The organism is Rhizobium sp. LC145 (genome assembly GCF_001005825.1).
In the GTDB taxonomy this organism is placed as follows: domain Bacteria; phylum Pseudomonadota; class Alphaproteobacteria; order Rhizobiales; family Rhizobiaceae; genus Neorhizobium.
Genome location: NZ_LBHV01000004.1, coordinates 463893 through 484446, shown reverse-complemented (window position 1 = coordinate 484446; position 20554 = coordinate 463893). Strand labels below are relative to the sequence as shown.

General features: G+C 61.3%; 22 protein-coding genes. 15 read left to right on the top strand and 7 right to left on the bottom strand.

What is annotated here, in order from left to right; translation table 11 throughout:
* Positions 1-2: 2 nt before the first annotated feature.
* Complete coding sequence (locus YH62_RS13895) at positions 3-761, bottom strand: Crp/Fnr family transcriptional regulator (RefSeq protein ID WP_046794802.1); 759 nt, start codon at positions 759-761, stop codon at positions 3-5.
* 122 nt (positions 762-883) lie between these two features.
* Between YH62_RS13895 and YH62_RS13890 the strand changes: the two genes are divergently transcribed.
* Complete coding sequence (locus tag YH62_RS13890) at positions 884-1228, top strand: hypothetical protein (RefSeq protein ID WP_137326634.1); 345 nt, start codon at positions 884-886, stop codon at positions 1226-1228.
* A 15-nt stretch (positions 1229-1243) separates the two neighbouring features.
* Here YH62_RS13890 and YH62_RS13885 read toward each other — a convergent pair whose 3' ends face one another.
* A complete protein-coding gene (locus YH62_RS13885) occupies positions 1244-1810 on the bottom strand; it encodes an RNA polymerase sigma factor (RefSeq protein WP_046794800.1) in 567 nt (188 codons plus the stop codon).
* Complete coding sequence (locus tag YH62_RS13880; RefSeq protein WP_046794799.1) at positions 1807-1989, bottom strand: NepR family anti-sigma factor; 183 nt, start codon at positions 1987-1989, stop codon at positions 1807-1809. Before YH62_RS13880 ends, YH62_RS13885 begins: the two co-directional genes overlap by 4 nt.
* A gap of 168 nt (positions 1990-2157) precedes the next feature.
* Between YH62_RS13880 and YH62_RS13875 the strand changes: the two genes are divergently transcribed.
* The 3 genes from YH62_RS13875 (at position 2158) to YH62_RS13865 (ending at position 4288) form a co-directional block, all read left to right on the top strand.
* Positions 2158-2952, top strand: a complete 795-nt coding sequence (locus YH62_RS13875) for a response regulator (RefSeq protein WP_046794798.1) — start codon at positions 2158-2160, stop codon at positions 2950-2952.
* Between the two features lie 87 nt (positions 2953-3039).
* Complete coding sequence (locus YH62_RS29485) at positions 3040-3204, top strand: DUF1328 domain-containing protein (protein WP_046794797.1); 165 nt, start codon at positions 3040-3042, stop codon at positions 3202-3204.
* 82 nt (positions 3205-3286) lie between these two features.
* The gene (locus YH62_RS13865) at positions 3287-4288 is read left to right on the top strand and encodes a sensor histidine kinase (protein ID WP_082118365.1); all 1002 of its coding nucleotides are present in this window, start codon (positions 3287-3289) and stop codon (positions 4286-4288) included.
* Positions 4289-4513: 225 nt separating this feature from the next.
* Here YH62_RS13865 and YH62_RS13860 read toward each other — a convergent pair whose 3' ends face one another.
* From YH62_RS13860 to YH62_RS13845, 4 genes are all read right to left on the bottom strand, one after another.
* Positions 4514-4711, bottom strand: coding sequence for a CsbD family protein (locus YH62_RS13860; RefSeq protein WP_046794795.1), 198 nt, complete (start codon positions 4709-4711; stop codon positions 4514-4516).
* Positions 4712-4838: 127 nt separating this feature from the next.
* Positions 4839-5759 carry an ABC transporter permease gene (locus YH62_RS13855; RefSeq protein ID WP_046794794.1) on the bottom strand — a complete coding sequence of 307 codons (921 nt, stop codon included), beginning with the start codon at positions 5757-5759 and terminating at the stop codon, positions 4839-4841.
* Entirely contained in the window at positions 5752-6762 is a 1011-nt protein-coding gene (locus YH62_RS13850) for an ABC transporter permease (protein WP_046794793.1), read from the bottom strand. Before YH62_RS13850 ends, YH62_RS13855 begins: the two co-directional genes overlap by 8 nt.
* 73 nt (positions 6763-6835) lie before the next feature.
* The gene (locus YH62_RS13845) at positions 6836-8545 is read right to left on the bottom strand and encodes a peptide ABC transporter substrate-binding protein (protein ID WP_046794792.1); all 1710 of its coding nucleotides are present in this window, start codon (positions 8543-8545) and stop codon (positions 6836-6838) included.
* Positions 8546-8870: 325 nt separating this feature from the next.
* Between YH62_RS13845 and YH62_RS13840 the strand changes: the two genes are divergently transcribed.
* The 11 genes from YH62_RS13840 (at position 8871) to YH62_RS13790 (ending at position 20552) form a co-directional block, all read left to right on the top strand.
* Complete coding sequence (locus YH62_RS13840; RefSeq protein WP_046794791.1) at positions 8871-10034, top strand: M20 aminoacylase family protein; 1164 nt, start codon at positions 8871-8873, stop codon at positions 10032-10034.
* 31 nt (positions 10035-10065) lie between these two features.
* Positions 10066-11913 (top strand): ABC transporter ATP-binding protein, encoded by a 1848-nt coding sequence (locus YH62_RS13835; protein ID WP_046794790.1) that lies wholly within the window; start codon positions 10066-10068, stop codon positions 11911-11913.
* An 87-nt stretch (positions 11914-12000) separates the two neighbouring features.
* Entirely contained in the window at positions 12001-12195 is a 195-nt protein-coding gene (locus YH62_RS13830) for a hypothetical protein (protein ID WP_046794789.1), read from the top strand.
* Positions 12192-12770 carry a Fic family protein gene (locus YH62_RS13825; protein ID WP_046794788.1) on the top strand — a complete coding sequence of 193 codons (579 nt, stop codon included), beginning with the start codon at positions 12192-12194 and terminating at the stop codon, positions 12768-12770. Before YH62_RS13830 ends, YH62_RS13825 begins: the two co-directional genes overlap by 4 nt.
* A gap of 48 nt (positions 12771-12818) precedes the next feature.
* Positions 12819-13772 carry a sugar-binding transcriptional regulator gene (locus tag YH62_RS13820; RefSeq protein ID WP_046794787.1) on the top strand — a complete coding sequence of 318 codons (954 nt, stop codon included), beginning with the start codon at positions 12819-12821 and terminating at the stop codon, positions 13770-13772.
* Positions 13773-13915: 143 nt separating this feature from the next.
* Complete coding sequence (locus YH62_RS13815; RefSeq protein ID WP_046794786.1) at positions 13916-15241, top strand: sugar ABC transporter substrate-binding protein; 1326 nt, start codon at positions 13916-13918, stop codon at positions 15239-15241.
* A gap of 136 nt (positions 15242-15377) precedes the next feature.
* The gene (locus YH62_RS13810; protein WP_046794785.1) at positions 15378-16250 is read left to right on the top strand and encodes a sugar ABC transporter permease; all 873 of its coding nucleotides are present in this window, start codon (positions 15378-15380) and stop codon (positions 16248-16250) included.
* Between the two features lie 12 nt (positions 16251-16262).
* Entirely contained in the window at positions 16263-17087 is an 825-nt protein-coding gene (locus YH62_RS13805) for a carbohydrate ABC transporter permease (RefSeq protein ID WP_046794784.1), read from the top strand.
* 30 nt (positions 17088-17117) lie between these two features.
* Complete coding sequence (locus YH62_RS13800) at positions 17118-18122, top strand: ABC transporter ATP-binding protein (protein WP_046794783.1); 1005 nt, start codon at positions 17118-17120, stop codon at positions 18120-18122.
* A gap of 226 nt (positions 18123-18348) precedes the next feature.
* Complete coding sequence (locus YH62_RS13795; RefSeq protein ID WP_046794782.1) at positions 18349-19830, top strand: mannitol dehydrogenase family protein; 1482 nt, start codon at positions 18349-18351, stop codon at positions 19828-19830.
* Positions 19831-19841: 11 nt separating this feature from the next.
* Complete coding sequence (locus YH62_RS13790) at positions 19842-20552, top strand: HAD family hydrolase (protein ID WP_046794781.1); 711 nt, start codon at positions 19842-19844, stop codon at positions 20550-20552.
* Positions 20553-20554: the final 2 nt, after the last annotated feature.

The following is a 20554-nucleotide window of genomic DNA, read 5'->3' as shown; positions in this document are numbered from 1 at the left end:
GATCAGATGAAAGGCCGCCTGCCTTCCGCGGGCGGCCGCCAGCCCGCCATCTGATATAGACCCTCCGTATCCAGCACCTCGCAGCCCCGGTCCAGCCAGCGGATGAGGCCGAGCTGGTAAAGCTTGCGCAGCGTCTTGTTGGTGTGGACCAGCGAAAGGCCGAGCGTATCCGCCACATGGCTCTGCGTCAGCGGCAGGGTCACCGGCCGGCCGCGTTTGGCGATGCCGCTCGCCTTGGCGCGCGCATCGAGAAAGGCGAGGAGATAGGCGGCGCGCTCTCGCGCGCTGCGCCTGCCGATGCTCAGCAGATGCTCATCGAGAATGCTTTCCTCCCGCGCGGCGATCCAGGTGATGTCGTAGGCGAGCGAAGGATGCCCGCGATAGAGCGAAGCAAGCCGTTCCCTTTCGAACAGGCAGAGCGTCATGGGCGTGAGCGCTTCGACGGAATGCTGCATTTCCGTCATCAGGTTTCCCTGAAGCCCCACCATATCGCCCGGCAGGACATAGTTGAGGATCTGGCGCCGGCCATCCTCCAGGATCTTGTAGCGGAAACCCCAGCCGGTCAGCACGGTATAGAGCCGTGGATTGCGCTCTCCCTCCACGATGATCGCCATGCCCGGATCGGCGGAATGCTCCCCCTGCCGGAAGCTCATGACAAAGGAAAGCTCCTCGGGGGAAAAGTCGCGGAACGTCGAAAGGCCGCGTATAGGGCATTGCTCGCAGGTAATGCGCGGAGAAGCGATCGTTATTGAGTTTGCCATGATCTCGGCCCGGATGAGGAATGATCAACATAGCCGGTGAAAACCCGCCCGTCTGTGTCTTTTTTAAATGACGGCATCTTCTTTCGATGATCTAGCCTTCATGATCAGTGAGGGATGTAAGCGTGCGCGTACTCGTAATAGACCCGGAATATCTGGTGGCCATGGAGGTGGAGCGCATTCTCGAGGAAGCCTTTGGCTGCGAGGTCGAGATCGCAACGCCGTACAATTATCCGCTCGCGCTGGAAAAGGGCGGCTTTGCGGTGATCGTCATCGATGCGAGCCTGTTGGCCGACGGGCAGGGAGAGGCGGCACGGCGAATAGAAAACGCCGCTGCCGCGATCGTGTTCACGACGCTTGATGCCGAACTCGAAGGGGTGCCCGGCTTCGAAGGGCTTGCAATCGTCCAAAAGCCGTTCCGGGAAGGGCAGCTCGTCCGAGCGGTCGGAAAGGCGATTGCTTCGAATTGAGCCCCTGTCGAGGGCTCAACTTCCGAAAGCGCGCTGGGTGATGGCGGCATCCCCGGGATCGGGACCGAAATCGCCCTCGCCGGAAACGCCGAGAAGCTCCTGCAGCCGCGAGCGCGCGCGGCTGACGCGGCTCTTGATGGTGCCGACCGCGCAGCCGCAGATGGCGGCGGCTTCCTCATAGGCGAAGCCCGCCGCGCCCACGAGCACGATCGCCTCGCGCTGGTCGTCAGGGAGCTTTTCGAGCGCCTTGCGGAAGTCCTGCAGGTCAAGGCGGCCATATTGCTCGGGGTGGACCGAGAAGCGCTCGCTGAAGAGCCCGTCGCTGTCCTGCACCTCGCGGCCGCGCTTGCGCATCTGGCTGTAGAATTCGTTACGCAGGATGGTGAAGAGCCAGGCGCGCATGTTCGTGCCGGCGGTGAAGCTCGCCTGGTTGGCCCAGGCCTTCATGATCGTATCCTGCACGAGATCGTCCGCCTTGTCGTGGCGGCCGGTCAGCGATACCGCGAATGCGCGCAGATTCGGCAGCGAAGCAAGGAGGTCGCGTTTGAAAACGCGATCATCGTTCTCGTCCTGCTTCTTCATTTTACATTCACCGATTTCGCATTCTTCTCGGCCTGCTCCAGTCTTTCGAGAAGGTCGAGAAAACGATCCGGAATGCCTTCTTCCTGCACCGCGTTGTAGAATTCGCGCAATTTCCGCGAGATCGAAGCATTGGGGGGCATCGATCCTGGTTTGATTTCCTGAGGGTGTGCTGTGTTCATCTCATTTTTTTTTCTATTTTCTTCACTCATCACGCGGGCAGCCTGTTGCGATATCGTCGGGTCAAGAAATGCTTTCGGGCAAAAAAAGTTCCCCCATCGGCGGAACTTTTTTTACATGCCCGCGTTGATATCGCGTCAATTGCCCTCAGGGCACAGGGGAGATTTTGAATGTCACTTACCACACGCGTTGCGTCTCACCTTCCATATCTGCGTCGTTACGCCAGGGCTGTCACCGGATCGCAGACTTCGGGTGATGCCTATGTCGCGGCGGTCCTGGAAGCTTTGATCGCAGATGTTTCCATTTTCCCGGAAACGTCCAAGGACCGTGTTTCGCTCTATAAACTCTTCGTTGCGATTTTTGGTTCCACTGACGTGGAGATCAGGCCGATAGAATCCCCGTTCGCCTGGGAACAACGTGCAGCCGCCAATCTCGCAACCCTTCCTTCCAAGGCCCGCCACGCCTTCCTTCTCGTCTCGGTCGAGGGTTTCACCATCGAGGAGACCGCAGAAGTGCTCGATGTCACGGTCGATGATGTCAACCGCTTGCTCGACGACGCCTCCAAGGAGATTTCCCGTCAGGTCGCGACCGACATCATGATCATCGAAGACGAGCCGCTGATCGCGCTCGACATCGAGCAGATGGTGCAGGAACTCGGCCATCGCGTCACCGGCATCGCCCGCACGCACAAGGAGGCGGTTTCACTTTTCCAGACGTCTCATCCGAAAATGGTGCTCGCCGATATCCAGCTTGCCGATGGCAGCTCGGGCATCGATGCGGTCAACGAAATCCTGAAGGCCTCCTCCGTCCCGGTGATTTTCATCACCGCCTTCCCGGAACGCCTGCTGACGGGCGAGCGCCCGGAACCGGCCTTCCTCGTCACCAAGCCGTTCAACCCGGACATGGTCAAGGCCTTGATCAGCCAGGCCCTGTTCTTCAACGAGGCGGTCAAGGCCGCCGCTTGACTTGCTTGAGGCAGGGGCAGTCGAGATCGGGAACAAATATGGCAGGCACGGTGTTTTCCCTCGCGCATCATCCGCTAGGAGACCGCCATGTTGTATTACGCCCTCGTGTTCCTGATCATCGCGCTCATCGCCGGCGTGCTCGGCTTTGGCGGGATAGCAGGAGCGGCCACCAGTATCGCCCAGATCCTGTTCTTCATCTTCCTGGCGCTGCTGGTCATATCGCTCGTCGTCGGATTGTTCCGGCGCGTCTGACGCCCTATAAGAAGGGCCCCGCCGGATGCCGCGGCATCCACGGGTCCCTTCCAGATATCCCGCAGACGGAGTGAGGAAATTGGTGCATCCGCTGACATGGCAGCAAGCGGGTCAGAGCGATGACGGATTGCGCGAATTTCTGCTGCCCGCTCTGGTAGATCTCGGCGCGAGCATCATCATCCAGGATGCCGATCACAACTATCTCTTCGTGACCAATCTGCCGGAGACTTGGCCGATCGACCGTTCCGCGGCCAAGCTGAACGACCTCTCCCTTTTTGGCGAGGAGGTCGCCGGAAGGCTCTCCGCCCTCAAGGCGGACATGAGGGCAGCCGGACACAAGGGGCATGTCGAGGTCACCGTCGGTTCTGAACAGGTCTACGAATTCCGCGTGCAGGCGGTGGAACTGCCTAAAAGCGGCGTCCACCTTATCACCACCATCGTCGACCGGTCGGAAGAAAGGCATCGCGAGCGCCTGCTCCGGGCGCTGCTTCGCGAGGTCAGCCACCGTTCGAAGAACCTGCTTGCGATCATCCAGAGCATCGCGCTGCAGACTGCCCGCTATTCGGGCTCACTGGATCTCTTCCTGCATAAATTCCGCGGCAGGCTGTATTCACTCTCCCAGTCCCAGGACCTGATTACCGATTCAAGCTGGCGGGGCGCCTATTTCTACGAACTGGTCCAGCACCAGACCGAGAAATACCTTCCCGAAAATCGGCATCTGGTGCGGGTAACGGGCGACAATGTCCTGCTGACGCCGAACGCTTCCCTGCATGTCGGCCTCGCGGTGCACGAACTGATCGTCAACGCGGTCAGCCACGGCTCTCTTCTGCGCGGTGGCAGGCCGATCAGGGTCACGTGCACCCGGCTTCAGGTGGATGGGCACGATTCGCTGGAGATGATGTGGGACGAGCCGCTCGAGGCCGAAACTCAGGGCGAGGCGAATACCGAGAGCCTCAAGGCGCATTTCGGCAGCACCGTGCTGGAGCGCGTAGTACCGGCCTCGGTCAACGGCAAGGCGAACTATTCCATTTCCGAGGAGAAGATCACCTATCGCCTGGTCTTTCCCATAGAGGTGGGTGATTGACGGCTCTCCGGTAATGGCAACCAGCCCAAAAATGAGTTGGCCCGGTTCCGTTGCGAAACCGAGCCATCTCATTTTCTCTTCGAGGGGGATTGAAGAGTTCGCCTGGAAGCTTTGTAGGGCGGGGGACGGGGGGTAGCTCCCAGGCACTCGCATAACGAGCTTGCTTTCCTTTGGTTCCCTCGGTTCCGAAAAAAAGTTAACGGCGCTTATTTTTTCTCAAACGCCTCAGTGCCGCGAAAGCCAGTCGTCCACCTCGCGGTCAGCCTCTTCCTGGACCTTGCCGTAGCGTTCCTGGATTTTGCCTGCCAACTGCTTGCGATCGCCGGCGATGACATCGAGATCGTCATCGGTGAGTTTGCCCCACTGAGACTGAACCTTGCCCTTGAACTGCTTCCAGTTGCCTTCGACCTGATCCCAATTCATGGCTTCTCTCTCCCTGGTTCGATTAAAAACGGACGATTCCGTCTTGGTTCGAACTAAGAAGAAGCTGTCTTGTTCCTCGGAATGGCTACCCGGAAAGGCGAAACTCGCCCTTCCGGGAAGGTGGGGCTCACCTTTTCAGCGTGCGAGGATCGAGCGCGTCGCGGATTGCATCGCCGATATAATTGACGCTCAGGACCGTGAGCGAAATCGCCAGACCCGGCCAGAGTACCCGCGATGGAGTGAGCTGCAGGAAGTTGGCGCCGTCGAACAGAAGCCGCCCCCAAGTCGGGAAATCCGAGGGGAAGCCCAAGCCCAGGAAGCTCAGCGCCGATTCCGTGATGATCGCGGAGGCGATGCCGAGCGTCGCCGAAACCATGATCGAGCTCAGCACGTTGGGCAGGATATGGCGCAGAATGATGCGATGTTCGCGCATGCCGCTCGACTTCGCAGCCAGGATGAATTCCTGGCTTTTGACGGCAAGCACGTCGCCGCGCACGATGCGGGCGGTGTGCATCCAGCTCGTGATGCCGATCACCGAGACGATGAGGATGAAGATACCGGTCTCCGGCCCGAAGGCGGCCCTCAGCGTATCGCGGAAAAGCATGATGATGACGAGAAGCAGCGGCAGGAGAGGGAGGGCGAGGAAGAGGTCCGTCACGCGCATCAGCGGCCCGTCCAGCCGCCGCAGATAGCCGGAAAGGACGCCCACCAACGTTCCAAGCGATACGGCGATCAGCATGGCGGTGATTCCGACCGCAAGCGAGATGCGCCCGCCGGCAAGCACCTGGGCCAGCATGTCCTTGCCGAGATTGTCGGTGCCGAAGGGGTGGGCGAGCGAGGGCCACTGGTTCCTGGCGCGTACATTGATCGTGTTGGGCGCGACGGTGTGGATATAGGGCCCGACATAGACCGCAAGCAGGATGAATACGAACACGATCAGACCAGCCACGCCCCCCTTGTGGGCGCGGAACTGCCGCCAGATGTCGGCGAGGACGGAGCGTGTCGGGGTGGAGGCGGCGGTCGGCACCGCGATGGCTGCGTCAGTCATACCGGATCCTCGGGTCAAGAATGCCGTAGAGAACATCGGCAATGAGATTGAAGAGCACGATCAGGACCGCGAAGATGAAGGTCAGCGTCTGCACGAGCGGTATGTCGGCGCCCTGGATCGCGGTGATGAGCAGTTGGCCGAGGCCGTTCACGCGGAAGATCTGCTCGGTGATGATGGCGCCCGAGAAGATCGTCGGCACCCCGAGCGCGATGACCGTCACCACCGGGATCAGGCTGTTGCGCAGCACGTGCACGAGCAGCACGGTCTTTTCCTTGACCCCCTTTGCCCGCGCGGTCCTCACATAATCCTGGTTCAGGTTGTCGAGCATGGAGGCGCGCACGAAGCGGGCGATCTGCGAGGCATTGTAGAGCGCCAGCACCGCCACCGGCAGCGCCATCTGCTTTATCTGGGCCATGAAGCTCGCAAAATCCGTGACCCGGAGATTGGTGTCGTAGACGGAGGGAAACCATTGCAGGTAGGAGGAGAAGATGACGATCAGCAGCACGCCGGTGAAGAAGGTCGGCACCGAATAGCCGACCATCGAGACGAAGGTGCCGATCTGGTCGAAGATCGAATACTGCTTGTAGGCGGAGATCACGCCGATCGGGATCGCGATCATGATGCCGAAGAGATAGGCGAGACCCACGACCCAGAGCGTCTGCGGCAGGCGCTGCACGATGAGATCGACGACCGGGCTTCGCGTCGCCCAGGAGAGCACGCGCATCCGCTCTCCGTCGCCGAACTGCCAGCCCGTCAGGCTTTCGAGGATATTCAGCGGTTCATTGACGAAGAATTGCTGCAGCCATTTGAGGTAGCGGATCAGGAAGGGCTGATCGAGGCCGAGCGAGGCGCGTATCTGTTCGCGAACTTCCGGCGGAATGGTGAGCGGCAAATCGCCGGTCGGGTCGTTGGGCGCCAGGTCGAGCAGCGCGAAAATCACGAAACTGATGACCAGCAGGGTCGGGATCGCGAAGAGCAATCGCCGTAGGGTATATGTGAACATTCAAAAGTCTCCTGGCTTCGCGGAGAAATGCGGACGCCGGGCCGGTGCTATTCGGCAGGCCCGGCGAACGGGGTCACTTCTTGCGAGACCAGTCGGCGACGTTCCAGAGTTCGGAATCCCACGCGTTCATCTTCACGCCTTCGAGCGTGACGGAATGCGAGGAGAGCTGGCCGCGATGGATGAGCGGGATATGCGCACCCTCCTCGGTCAGCATGTCGTTGAGCTTCTTGGCGAGTTCGGCTCGCATTTCAAGGTCGGCAGTCTTGGCGAGTTCACCAACCAGCTTGTCATATTCCGGGTTGCAGTAACGCGGAATGTTCTGGCCCTGCCAGCCGTTTTCCGGTGCCGGGACCTTGTCGCACAACCATTCGGCCAGGTATTTTTCCGGATCGGTGCCATCGAAGTTGTTGGTGTACATTTCCACATCGGCATAGAACTTCTGGAAGGTATCCGGGCTTGCCGGATCGCCGCCGAAGAAGACCGAGGCGCTGACATTGCGCAGTTCCGCATCCACGCCGATCTGCGACCACATATCCTTCACCAGTTCCTGGGTCGCCTGGCGAACGGAGTTGGTGGAGGTGGAGTAGAGGAAGGAGAGGCGAACGCCGTCCTTGGCGCGGATGCCGTCAGAGCCGGGAACCCAGCCTGCCTCGTCCAGCAGCTTGTTGGCGCCTTCGACGTCCTGCTTCAGGCACCAGTCATCGTTTCCTGTGGACGCGTAGGCTTCCGGGGCGGGGACGATGTTGCAGGTCGGCCTGCCAGCTTCGCCGTAACCCGCCTCATCGATGATGTCGCGGTCGATCGCCATCGAAAGAGCCCTGCGCACGGCCGGATCGGAGAGCGCGGGATGCGGCCCTGCTTCCTTGGTTGAACGCTTGGAGCCGAGCGCCGGATCGGCATTGTAGTGGTTGAGGTTGATACGCTCGACCTGCGTGCCGAAGGCGGTCACCAACTGGCCCTTGCCGGCGGCGAGCATGGTCGCCAGCACTTCCGGCTCCACCTGCATGTTCCAGGCATAGTCGAACTCGCCGGTTTCGAGCACCGCCCGGGCCGCTGACGCGGCGTCGCCGCCGCCCTTCAGCGTCGCGGTCGCGAAAGCGGGCTTGGCCGGATCGCGGTAATTCGGATTGGCTTCGAAGGAAATGACGTCGTTCGGTTTGAAATCCTTCACGACGAAGGGGCCGGTGCCGATCGGCATGAAGTTGGCCGAGGTGCATTCCGGGGCCCTTGCGCCTACGCAATCCTTGAATTGAGCCGCCTGGATGACGGGCGACTGGGCGCCGACGAAGGCGCTGTAGGGGTAGGGCTTTGGCTCTTCGAAGGTGATCTTGACGGTGTGCGGGTCGACCGCCTCGACGTTCTTGACCCCTTCATACTGGGCAGCCTGCGCGCAGCCGCCATCCGGCGCGGTGCAGTATTTCCAGGTGAAGATGAGATCGTTGGCGGTGAGCGGGGTGCCGTCGGACCACTTCACGTCCGGCTTCAGCTTCCAGGTCATGCTGAGCAGGTCCTGCGCCACGCCGCCGTTCTCGATCGTCGGGATCTCGGTGACCAGCGTCGGGACGAGCTCGCCCTTTTCGTCGTAGCGGGCCAGCGGCTCGATCACCATGGAGGAGGCGTAGACTTCCTTCGTGCCGCCGGAGAGATACGGATTCATGGTCGAAACCGCCTGCCAGAAGAGGATCTTGAGATCCCCGTCGGTGCCCCTCTCGGCCTGGGCGGCGGTTGCGCCGAACGCAAGCGCCGCCACGGAGCCTGCCAGAAGGATATTGAGCTTGTTCATGCGAGTATTCCCCTTTATTTTCTCGTTGGGTTGCATGGTTTGCCAGTCCGGCGCAAGCCGGTGCTATAGCTGTTCGCACTGCAAGGCAGCTTTATCAAGCTTTTGATTTTACAGTGGAATTAACTGTCCTCCCTCCGTTCAAGCAGGTTTTGGCACAGCGAGGATCGCGCCTTCCCAGTCAGGCGTGACCAAATTTTGAGCTATCTAAGCATAGGCCTATTTTCCGTTCAAGCCGGAAAATTGAAGCTTGCAAAAACCCAACTTCGCATCGCAATATCCCGCCAAACAAGAATGGGAAACAGCAAAAATTGCGGAGTTTGCACCTATGCCGGTACTCAATCGCGTCGCCGAAATGCAGGACGAAGTCGCTGAATGGAGGCGCCACATCCACCAGAATCCCGAGATCCTCTACGAGGTTCACGAGACGGCGAAATTCGTGGCCGAGAAGCTGAAATCCTTCGGCTGCGACGTGGTGGAAACGGGCATCGGCAAGACCGGCGTCGTCGGGATCATCAAGGGCAGGCGGGGCGACGGCCCGGTGATCGGCTTCCGTGCCGACATGGATGCGCTGCCCATCCTGGAGACGAGCGGCAAGCCCTGGGCTTCGAAGACGCCCGGCAAGGCGCATTCCTGCGGCCATGACGGGCACACCGCCATGCTGCTCGGCGCGGCGCAGTACCTTGCCGAGACCCGCAACTTCTCCGGCTCCGTCGCGGTAATCTTCCAGCCTGCCGAAGAGGGCGGCGCTGGCGCGCTTGCCATGATCGACGACGGGCTCATGGAGAAATTCGGCATCAAACAGGTCTATGGCATGCACAACGAGCCGCGCCTGCCGGTCGGCCATTTCTCGATCCGCAAGGGCTCGGTCATGGCCGCAGCCGATTCTTTCGAGATCACCATTCACGGCCGCGGCAGCCATGCCGCGCAGCCCCATCTTTCCGTCGATCCGGTGCTTGCCTCGGCCCATATCATCATCGCGCTGCAATCCATCGTGTCGCGCGAGACCGATCCGCTGAAATCGCTGGTCGTCACCGTGGCGACGACCCATGGCGGGGAGGCGAACAATGTCATCCCCGGCTTCGTAAAGCTGACGGGCACGGTGCGTACGCTGCTTCCAGAAACCCGCGATTTCGCCGAAAAGCGCCTGACCGAAGTGGCGCAGTCGACGGCGATCGCCCATGGCGCGACGGCAGAGGTCGTCTATCGCCGCGGCTATCCCGTCACCTTCAACCATGCCGACGAGACCGATTTCGCGATCGAGATCGCCAGCAGGATCGCGGGCGGCAAGGCGGTGACGACGGATGCGCCGCCGCATATGGGAGCGGAGGATTTCTCCTACATGCTCGAGAAGCGGCCCGGCGCCTTCATCTTCATCGGCAACGGCGATACGGCCACTCTCCATAACCCGGCCTACGATTTCAACGACGAGGCCATCCCCTATGGCGTCAGCTATTGGGTGACGCTTGCCGAAACGGCGCTCGCAGCCTGATCCTTCCAACCGTTCGAACAAGGAGAATCCCATGCTGCTTGGTGCAACGGCAATGGAGCAGACCGGCGGCTCGGTCGCGCCTGTGCTTTCGGTCCAGAACCTCACGACCTCCTTCCGCGTCGGCGACGAATGGAAGTCCGTCGTGCGCAACATTTCCTTCGATGTGGCGCCGCGCGAGACGGTTGCGATCGTGGGCGAGAGCGGTTCCGGCAAGAGCGTGACCTCGCTCTCGATCATGCGGCTCCTGCCGAAGAATTCGAGCCGGATCGAAGGCAAGGTTTTCTTAAGCGGACGGGAGCTCCTGGCGCTGCCGGAGGAGCAGATGCGGCATGTACGCGGCAACGAGATCTCGATGATCTTTCAGGAGCCGATGACGAGCCTCAACCCGATCTTCCCGATCGGCAAGCAGATCGCGGAAGCCTTGACCGTCCACAAGGACATTACCAAGGCCGAGGCCAAGGCGGAGGTGGTCCGGCTCCTCGAAAAGGTGAGAATTCCGAACGCGAAAAATCGTTTCGACGAATATCCGCATCAGTTCTCCGGCGGCATGCGCCAGCGCGTGATGATCGCCATGGCGCTCGCCTCGAAACCGAAACTCCTGATCGCCGACGAGCCGACGACCGCACTCGACGTGACGATCCAGGGCCAGATCCTCGATCTCATCAAAGTGCTGCAGGAAGAGGAAGGCATGTCGGTTCTCTTCATCACCCACGACATGGGCGTGGTGGCGGAGGTCGCCGATCGAACTATCGTCATGTATCGCGGCGAAGCGGTGGAAACCGGCTCCACGGACGACATCTTCCATCGCGGCAAGCACCCCTATACGCGGGCGCTTCTTTCGGCGGTGCCGAAGCTCGGCTCCATGAGCGGGCGGGTGCTGCCGCAGCGGCTTCCGATCATCGATGTGAAGACCGGCGAGCAGCAACCCCTCAAGGATGTCGATGATACGGTCGGCAAGGGCAGGACGCCGATCCTCGACGTCAAGGAACTGACGACCCGGTTCGACATCCGCTCCGGCCTGTTCGGCCGCAAGACAGGCGCCGTGCATGCGGTGGAGAAAGTCTCCTTCAACCTGTTCGAGGGTGAGACGCTTTCGCTGGTCGGCGAATCGGGTTGCGGAAAATCCACCACCGGGCGTTCCGTCACGCGGCTCATCACGCCGACGAGCGGCGACGTCACTCTCGACGGCTATGACGTCATGAAGCTCGATCAGTCGAGCTTGCGCAGCATGCGGCGGTCGATCCAGATGGTGTTCCAGGACCCTTTCGCCAGCCTCAATCCGCGCATGAGCATCGGCGCGGCGGTGATGGAGCCCTTCATCGAGCACAATCTCGGTACGAAAGCCCAGGCCCGCGAAAAGACGGCCAATCTGCTCGAAAAGGTCGGCCTGTCGGCCGACATGATGAAGCGCTTCCCGCATGAGTTCTCCGGCGGTCAGCGCCAACGCATCGCGATCGCCCGCGCCCTGATGCTTGACCCGAAGGTGATTGTCGCAGACGAGGCGGTCTCGGCGCTCGACGTCTCCATCAAGGCGCAGGTCTGCAATCTGCTCCTCGACCTGCAGCAGAGCCTCAACCTTGCCTTCCTCTTCATCAGCCACGATATGGCGGTGGTGGAGCGGGTGAGCCATCGTGTTGCGGTGATGTATCTCGGCGAGATCGTCGAGATCGGTCCGCGTGCGGCGGTGTTCGACAACCCGCAGCATTCCTATACGAGGAAGCTGATGTCGGCGGTTCCGGTGCCTGATCCCTCGCGCCGCAAGATCAAGCGCAACATGTCCACCGACGAGATCAAGAGCCCGATCCGGTCCGTCGACTACGTGCCGCCGAAGCGGGAGTACCGGGAGGTTTCGGAGGGGCATCTGGTGCAGGTGGCGTGAGTTTGCCGGGCATCCGGATTTCTGATATCCTTCAATCAGTTGATATCCGGATGACCCGGCGGTTTGGCCAGGAGGAAAAGCTCCGACATGAACGACAAGAACACGATCCGGCTACGCACCCGCGAAGCCGCTCATCTCCAGGCGATCGAGGGAAATCCCCTCGATGCGGAGCAGATCGCCATGTTTGAAATGTTTGCTCGCGAGGGGTGGTCCCAGGAAAAGCGCCGTGCGTATATCCTTGAGCGGGCGCGTGCTGCCGCCACACCTCACGCGGCGGAATGAGCGACCCATACGTCTATCCCGGAACCGGTGTTCTCAGAAACAAACTCGGCATTCAGGATGCCGAGAAGCTTGACTATTACGAGCGCGAAATAGTCACAATGCGGGTGGGTGAGGGCATCCCGTCAGGCAACTTCGACCTTCAGCATCTCAAGGCGATCCATCGCCATCTTTTCCAGGACATTTTCGAATGGGCGGGGCAAATTCGCACCGTCGAGATATCCAAGGGCGGCAGCCAGTTCCAGTTCCAGCAGTATATCGAAACAGGCATGGCGGATGTTCACCGCCGCCTCATGAAATCGGATTTTCTGCGAGGTCTCGAGCAATCGGTCTTCGCGGCCGAAGCCGGTAAAATCATCGGCGATGTCAATTATGTCCACCCATTCCGGGAGGGGAACGGCCGCACGCAGCTGCTGTATCTCAAACAGCTTGCGGAACAGGCCGGGCATCCTCTCGACCTTACCAAGATCGAAGCTGCGGGCTGGCTGGCTGCATCGAAAGAAGCGCATCGCGCTCGTTACGATCTCATGGGGCAGGTGATAGGCGATGCCTTGCGTCGGACGCCGCCAACCGTTTGACAGAAACTCCGAAAACATGGCAGCAACGGGCGGAGGAGAATTTCTGCCATGGCAAAACGGTCTGATACGCAAGGGCGGCTCGATGATGCGGCGCGGGCCGGCTGGCTCTATTATGTGGCGGGCCGCACCCAGGACGAAATCGCCGCGGCCATGAGCATTTCCCGGCAGTCGGCGCAGCGGCTGGTGTCGCTTGCGGTTGCCGAACGGCTGATCAAGGTGCGGCTCGACCATCCGATCTCGGCCTGTCTGGAGCTGGCCGAGGCTCTCAGGCAAAGATACGATCTCAAGCATGCAGAGGTGGTGCCGAGCGATCCGGCCGGCGTCTCCACCACGGTCGGCATCGCGGAAGCGGCGGCGGCCGAGATCGAGCGCTGGCTGAAACGTCCGGACCCGATCATCGTCGCGATCGGCACGGGCCGCACGCTGAAAGCCGCGGTCGACCAGTTGCCGCCGATGGAATGCCCGCAGCACCGTATCGTGTCGCTCACCGGCAATATCGGGCCGGACGGGTCGGCGGCCTTCTACAACGTCATCTTTTCCATGGCCGATGCCATCAAGGCGCGGCATTTTCCCATGCCGCTGCCGGTTCTGTGCTCTTCGGCGGAAGAGCGCGAGACGCTGCATGACCAGGCGCTGGTGCGCTCCACCATCGCGCTCGGCGCCAAGGCGGATGTCACCTTCGTAGGCATCGGCGAACTCGGGGTGGACGGTCCGCTCTGCGTCGACGGCTTCCTGGGCCGCGACGAGATGATGAAGCTGGTGGAGGAGGGGGCCGCCGGCGAGATCTGCGGCTGGATCTTCGACCATAAGGGCAGGTTGGTGGAAAGCTCCATAAACGACCGGGTTGCGAGCGTGCCGATTCCTTCGCGGGAGACCTCGTCCGTCATCGGCATCGCGCAGGGGCGCAAGAAGGTGGTCGCGCTTGGCGCCGCCCTCGACGGGAGGCTCATCAACGGCGTCATCACCGATGAGGCGACCGCGGAGCAATTGCTCTCCATGTGAGCAAAAATTACCGGTTTAAAATCAAGAGATTATGTTTGCCGTTGCGCTGCAGCGACGAATGGAGATTGACTTTGACTGCCCGCTAGTGGGTAATTGCTCATGAGCAAAGCGAATGCTCGTTACTCATCTTCTGGGAGGAAGATATGACATTGAAGACGGTTTTGCTGGGCGCCTGCTCGGCGCTGGTTTTTGCCGGAGTTTTTTCCACCGGGGCTTCGGCCGAAACTCTCACGATCGCGACGGTCAACAACGGCGACATGATCCGTATGCAGGGTCTGACGTCCGAGTTTACCGCGAAGAACCCGGATATTCAGGTCGAATGGGTGACGCTTGAGGAAAATGTCCTGCGCGAGCGCGTCACGACCGACATCGCCACCAAGGGCGGACAGTACGACATCCTGACGATCGGCAACTACGAGGTTCCGATCTGGGCCAAGCAGGGCTGGCTTCTGGAACTCAACAATCTGGGCGATGCCTACGACGTGGATGACCTGTTGCCGTCGATCCGCGGCGGCCTCACCGTGGACGGCAAGCTCTATGCCTCGCCGTTCTACGGTGAATCCGCGATGATCATGTACCGCACGGACCTCTTCGAGAAGGCCGGGCTGAAGATGCCGGAAAACCCGACCTGGGACTTCATCGGCGAGGCCGCCCGCAAGATCACCGACCGTTCCGCCGACATCAACGGCATCTGCTTGCGCGGCAAGGCCGGCTGGGGCGAGAACATGGCCTTCGTCACGGCTCTCGCCAATTCCTACGGCGGCCGGTGGTTCGACGAAAACTGGCAGCCGCAGTTCGATCAGCCCGAATGGAAGGACGCGCTGCAGTTCTATGTGGATCTCATGAAGGATGCAGGCCCGGCCGGTGCTTCCTCCAACGGCTTCAACGAGAACCTCACCCTCTTCCAGCAGGGCAAGTGCGGCATGTGGATCGACGCGACGGTCGCGGCCTCCTTCGTCTCCGACCCGAAGGATTCGACGGTCGCCGACAAGGTCGGCTATGCGATCTTCCCGACCAAGGAGGGCGTGAACAACCACGGCAACTGGCTGTGGTCGTGGAACCTCGCAATCCCGGCAAGCTCCACGAAGGGCGAGGCCGCGCAGAAGTTCATCGCCTGGGCGACCAGCAAGGAATATACCGAGCTCGTCGCTTCGAAGGAGGGCTGGGCGAACGTGCCGCCGGGCACCCGCACCTCGCTCTATGAGAACGAGGAATACAAGAAGGCCGCCTCCTTCGCCGAGCCGACGCTCGCCGCCATGCAGGCAGCCGACATCACCAAGCCGACCGTGAAGCCGGTGCCCTATACAGGCGGCCAGTTCGTGGCGATCCCGGAATTCCAGGCGATCGGCACGAATGTCGGCCAGCTCTTCTCGGCGGTTGTGGCGGGTCAATCCTCGGTCGATGATGCGCTCACGCAGGCGCAAACCGCCACGGTGCGTGAAATGACTCGCGCCGGCTACATCAAGTAGTTCCTCCCGAGCCTGGGTCGCCTGCCTTCGGGTCGGGCGACCCCTTTTCAAACTCTGCCGAAACAACAAGAAAAGCCCGGCCGCGCCACGTCTCCCGCCCAAATGAGATGCGCGGCCAATTCAGGGAGGGTGCAGAATGGCAACGCAGAACACCAGGACTCTGGCGCGGCTCATGATGGCGCCCTCCGTTTTGCTTCTCCTGGTCTGGATGATCGTTCCTCTGGCGATGACGTTGTGGTTCTCGTTTCAGAACTACAATCTCTTGAATCCCGCCAATGTGAGCTTCACGGGCCTGTTCAACTACCGCTTCTTCTACACCGATCCGGCATTCTTCCAGTCGATCTGGAACACTCTCATGATCGTCGGCGGCGTGCTCTTGATCACCGTCATCGGCGGCATCGCGATCGCGCTCCTTCTCGATCAGCCGATCTTCGGGCAGGGGATCGTGCGCATCCTCGTCATCTCGCCGTTCTTCGTCATGCCGCCGGTCGCGGCGCTGATCTGGAAGAACATGATCATGCATCCGGGCTATGGGGTGCTGGCCGATATCAACAAGGCATTGGGGTTCCAGCCGGTCGACTGGTTTGCGCAATATCCGCTGCTGGCGATCATCATCATCGTCGCCTGGCAATGGCTGCCCTTCGCGACCCTCATCCTGCTCACCGCGCTGCAATCGCTCGACAGCGAGCAGAAGGAAGCGGCCGAGATGGACGGCGCCAATTTCCTCAACCGCTTCATCTATCTGACGCTGCCGCATCTTGCCCGCGCCATCACGGTCGTGATCCTGATCCAGACGATCTTCCTGCTCGGCGTCTATGCGGAAATTCTCGTCACCACCAATGGCGGCCCGGGCTACGCGTCAACCAATCTTGCCTTCCTAATCTACCGCACCGCGCTTCTCGGCTATGACGTGGGCGGGGCATCAGCGGGCGGCATCATCGCGGTCATCCTCGCCAATATCGTCGCCTTTTTCCTGATGCGCGCCGTCGGCCGCAACCTGGACCGGTAAGGAGGTCACTTCATGGCTCGCTCAGTCACGACACGCCACAAGGTCACCGCCACGATCGCCGCCTGGATCGTCGCGCTGGTGATCTTCTTCCCGATCCTCTACACGCTCATCACCAGCATCAAGACCGAGCCGGAAGCGATCGCGGGCTTCAGCCTCATCCCCTCCGGCACCTTCGAGAACTACGTCACGGTGCAGACGCAGCGCGATTACTTGAAGCCGTTCATGAACTCGGTCGTGCTGTCGGTGGGCTCCACGATCCTGGCGCTCATCATCGCGATCCCGGCCGCCTGGGCGATGGCGTTTTCGCCGACCAAGCGCACCAAGGACATCCTGATGTGGATGCTCTCCACCAAGATGATGCCGGCGGTCGCAGTGCTCGTGCCGATCTACCTGATGTTCCGCGATTTCGGCCTGCTGGACAGCCGCATCGGGCTCACGGTCATGCTCACCCTCATTAACCTGCCGATCGTGGTGTGGATGCTCTACACCTATTTCCGCGAAATCCCCGGCGAGATCCTGGAAGCGGCGCGGATGGATGGGGCAGGGCTCTGGCAGGAGATCGTCTACGTGCTGACGCCGATGGCGGTTCCCGGCATCGCCTCGACGCTGCTCCTCAACGTCATCCTCGCCTGGAACGAGTCCTTCTGGACCATCCGGCTGACGACTACCAATGCGGCGCCGCTGACGGCTTTCATCGCCTCCTTCTCCAGTCCTCAGGGACTGTTCTGGGCGAAACTTTCGGCGGCCTCCACCATGGCGATCGCGCCGATCCTCATCCTCGGCTGGTTCAGCCAGAAGCAACTCGTTCGCGGCCTCACCTTCGGTGCGGTCAAGTAGGCGGCGCGGTCAAGCAAGGACAAGAACGACATGGGAAGCATAACCCTCAACAAGGTGTCGAAGACCTTCGGCGAAGCCAAGGTCATCCCCTCGATCGACCTCGAAATCCATGACGGCGAGTTCGTCGTCTTCGTCGGCCCGTCCGGCTGCGGCAAGTCCACGCTCCTGCGCCTGATCGCGGGCCTGGAGGACGTTACCGGCGGTTCGATCATGATCGACGGCAAGGACGTGACCGAGAATGCGCCGGCCGAGCGCGGGCTCGCCATGGTCTTCCAGTCCTATGCGCTCTATCCGCATATGAGCGTGCGCAACAACATCGCCTTCCCGCTGAAGATGGCCAAGCTCGACAAGGCGGCCATCGACAGGAAGGTGGAGGATGCCGCGCGCGTGCTCAACCTCACGGATTATCTGGAGCGGCGTCCCTCGCAGCTTTCGGGCGGGCAGCGCCAGCGCGTCGCGATCGGCCGCGCCATCGTGCGCGAACCTTCCGCCTTCCTGTTCGACGAGCCGCTTTCGAACCTCGACGCGGCGCTGCGCGGCACCATGCGCCTCGAGATCAGCCAGCTGCATCACCAGCTCAAGACGACGATGGTCTACGTCACTCACGACCAGGTGGAAGCCATGACCATGGCCGACAAGATCGTTGTCCTGAACCGCGGCAATATCGAGCAGGTCGGCTCGCCGCTGGAGCTCTACCGCAATCCGCGCAATCTCTTCGTCGCCGGCTTCATCGGCTCGCCGCGCATGAACTTGATCGAGGGCGCATTCGCGCAGTCGAAGGGCGCGAGCACGGCCGGCGTGCGGCCGGAGCATATCGGTCTTTCGAAGGACAGCGGCGAGTGGACGGGCAAGGTGACGGTCGCCGAGCATCTCGGCGCCGATACCTTCCTGCATGTGGATGTGGAGGGCATCGGGTCGATCACCGCCCGCTGCGACGGCGAGTTCGGCGTGCATCACGGCGACCGGATCTATCTCACGCCCAATGAGGACCGGATACATCGCTTCGACGACAAGGGCATGGCCATCAGGGCCTGAGATTGTGGCGAGGCTGCGAATGCTCTGTCGTCATGCTCGGGCTTGTCCCGAGCATCTGCAAACGGCTCGATTGTCTCGACGTGGACAGATCCTCGGGACAAGCCCGAGGATGACGGCGAGAGGAATGCAACGTGCCATCAAACCGGGGCGTTGCGACGGAGGTTGGGGTGGTGTTGGCCTGTTTTATTGGCCTGAGATTTCTCGGTCCACACTGGAGTACTGATAAATGACTGTGAAGCTTTCGCTGGCGAGCCTGAAGGATGCCGCGGCAACCGCCGCCGTGCCGGCTTATGACAGGGAAACACTTTCCGCCGGGATCGTGCATTTCGGCGTAGGCAACTTCCATCGCGCCCATCAGGCCGTCTATCTCGACGACCTCTTCAATCTCGGCGGGGATCATGACTGGGCGATCGTGGGCGCCGGCGTGCTGCCCTCCGATGCCGCCATGCGCGACAAGCTGAAGGCTCAGGATTATCTCACCACCGTCGTCGAGCAGGACAATAACAAGACGGCCGCGCGCGTCACCGGGCCGATGATCGACATCATCGCGCCGGATCAGAAGAAAGCATTGATCGAGAGGCTCGCCGATCCGGCGATCCGCATCGTCTCCATGACGATCACCGAGGGCGGCTATTTCATCGACGCGTCCGGCCAGTTCAACCCGGCCCATCCGGCAATCGCCGAGGACGGCAGGAACCCGGAGAACCCGAAGACCGTATTCGGGCTGATCCTGGCGGGTTTGAAGCTGCGAAAGAGCCGCGGCATCCGGCCATTCACCATCATGTCCTGCGACAACATCCCCGGAAACGGCGAGGTGACGGAAAACGCGGTCGTGGGACTGGCCAAGCTCTCCGATCCGGATTTCGCTCACTGGATTCACGGCAACGTCGCCTTTCCGAATTCCATGGTGGATCGCATCACTCCGGCCACGGGAACCCGCGAGATCGATATCCTGCGCAATGATTTCGGCATCGAGGACAACTGGCCGGTCTTCTGCGAGGAGTTCAAGCAGTGGGTGATGGAGGACAAGTTCCCCGCCGGGCGCCCCGCTCTCGAAGAGGTGGGCGTGCAGTTCGTGCCGGATGTCGCGCCCTATGAGCATATGAAGATCCGCATCCTGAACGGCGGTCATGCGGCGATCGCCTATCCGGCAGCGCTTCTCGACGTGCATTTCGTTCATGAGGCCATGGAACATCCGCTGATCCGCGCTTTCCTCGCCAAGCTGGAGAAGGAGGAGATCATCCCGATCATCCCGCCGGTGCCGGATACCAGCCTTGAGGAATACTTCGCGCTGATCGAGCGGCGGTTCCTGAACCCGGAGATCGGCGACACGATCCCGCGGCCCGCGCCAGACGGCTCCCACCCGCAGCCGAAAATCATCCTGCCGTCCACCGCCCCCCGGCCAGCGAACGGCCCCGACATCGTCGGCTTGTCGCTCGTCTCGGCGCTCTGGTGCCGCTATTTCGCGGGCACTTCCGACAGCGGCAAGACGATCGTCTTCAACGATGCGAGCGCCGACCGCCTGCATGCGGCTGCCTTGAAGGCCAAGGACGATCCGGACGCCTTCCTTGCCTTCGACGAGATATTCGGGGCGGTCTCTAAATCCGAACTGTTCCGCAAGCGTTTCGCCCATGCGCTTCAAACGCTTTGGAAAGAGGGGACTGCTAAAACGCTCGAACTCTATCTGGCGGACGAGCTCGTCAAGTAACGGTGGAAAAAGTGCTCGATACGGCGGGACCATTGGTGATCTTCGATTGCGACGGGGTCCTCGTCGACAGCGAACCCGTTTCCGTGCGTGTGCTCATGGATGCGCTCCGCCGCAAGGGCCTGATGATCGAAGAGGAGGAGGTCTATCGCCGCTTTCTGGGCCGCAGCCTTGCGACCGTCACCCGGATCATGCGGGACGAATTCGGCATCGAAGCCGACGAGAGTTTCCTCGATGACATGCGTCACGATCTCTACGCGCGCTTCCGAAAGGAACTGCGGCCGATCCCCGGCATCGGGGAGACGCTCGACCGCATGACGTGGCGGCGTTGCGTCGCCTCGTCCAGCCAGCCCGAGCGCATCCGTCTGTCGCTGACGATCACCGGGCTCATCGACCGGCTGGAGCCGGACATTTTCAGCGCGGCCATGGTGGCGCGGGGCAAGCCGGCGCCCGATCTTTTCCTGCATGCCGCGAGCGAAATGAATGCGGACCCCGCAAACTGCATCGTCATCGAGGACAGCCCGGCCGGTATCGAGGCGGCGCATCGCGCCGGCATGGCCACCTTCGCTTTCACCGGCGGTTCGCATGCCGGCGTTCCCGGCTATCGCGAGCGCATAGAAGCGCTGGCGCCCGAGGTGGTGTTTGACGCGATGCCGGATTTGATCCACCTTGTCCAAAAACATTTGGAGGATCGCCGCGAAGCGGGCCTAAAAGGGTCGCGCTAGCC

Excerpts from the sequence above, each read along its gene's own strand:
- YH62_RS13895 (WP_046794802.1), bottom strand. The coding sequence starts at position 761 with ATGGCAAACTCAATAACGATCGCTTCTCCGCGCATTACCTGCGAGCAA.
- YH62_RS13885 (WP_046794800.1), bottom strand. The coding sequence starts at position 1,810 with ATGAAGAAGCAGGACGAGAACGATGATCGCGTTTTCAAACGCGACCTC.
- YH62_RS13880 (WP_046794799.1), bottom strand. The coding sequence starts at position 1,989 with ATGAACACAGCACACCCTCAGGAAATCAAACCAGGATCGATGCCCCCC.
- YH62_RS13875 (WP_046794798.1), top strand. The coding sequence starts at position 2,158 with ATGTCACTTACCACACGCGTTGCGTCTCACCTTCCATATCTGCGTCGT.
- YH62_RS29485 (WP_046794797.1), top strand. The coding sequence starts at position 3,040 with ATGTTGTATTACGCCCTCGTGTTCCTGATCATCGCGCTCATCGCCGGC.
- YH62_RS13860 (WP_046794795.1), bottom strand. The coding sequence starts at position 4,711 with ATGAATTGGGATCAGGTCGAAGGCAACTGGAAGCAGTTCAAGGGCAAG.
- YH62_RS13855 (WP_046794794.1), bottom strand. The coding sequence starts at position 5,759 with ATGACTGACGCAGCCATCGCGGTGCCGACCGCCGCCTCCACCCCGACA.
- YH62_RS13850 (WP_046794793.1), bottom strand. The coding sequence starts at position 6,762 with ATGTTCACATATACCCTACGGCGATTGCTCTTCGCGATCCCGACCCTG.
- YH62_RS13845 (WP_046794792.1), bottom strand. The coding sequence starts at position 8,545 with ATGAACAAGCTCAATATCCTTCTGGCAGGCTCCGTGGCGGCGCTTGCG.
- YH62_RS13840 (WP_046794791.1), top strand. The coding sequence starts at position 8,871 with ATGCCGGTACTCAATCGCGTCGCCGAAATGCAGGACGAAGTCGCTGAA.
- YH62_RS13835 (WP_046794790.1), top strand. The coding sequence starts at position 10,066 with ATGCTGCTTGGTGCAACGGCAATGGAGCAGACCGGCGGCTCGGTCGCG.
- YH62_RS13830 (WP_046794789.1), top strand. The coding sequence starts at position 12,001 with ATGAACGACAAGAACACGATCCGGCTACGCACCCGCGAAGCCGCTCAT.
- YH62_RS13825 (WP_046794788.1), top strand. The coding sequence starts at position 12,192 with ATGAGCGACCCATACGTCTATCCCGGAACCGGTGTTCTCAGAAACAAA.
- YH62_RS13820 (WP_046794787.1), top strand. The coding sequence starts at position 12,819 with ATGGCAAAACGGTCTGATACGCAAGGGCGGCTCGATGATGCGGCGCGG.
- YH62_RS13815 (WP_046794786.1), top strand. The coding sequence starts at position 13,916 with ATGACATTGAAGACGGTTTTGCTGGGCGCCTGCTCGGCGCTGGTTTTT.
- YH62_RS13810 (WP_046794785.1), top strand. The coding sequence starts at position 15,378 with ATGGCAACGCAGAACACCAGGACTCTGGCGCGGCTCATGATGGCGCCC.
- YH62_RS13805 (WP_046794784.1), top strand. The coding sequence starts at position 16,263 with ATGGCTCGCTCAGTCACGACACGCCACAAGGTCACCGCCACGATCGCC.
- YH62_RS13800 (WP_046794783.1), top strand. The coding sequence starts at position 17,118 with ATGGGAAGCATAACCCTCAACAAGGTGTCGAAGACCTTCGGCGAAGCC.
- YH62_RS13795 (WP_046794782.1), top strand. The coding sequence starts at position 18,349 with ATGACTGTGAAGCTTTCGCTGGCGAGCCTGAAGGATGCCGCGGCAACC.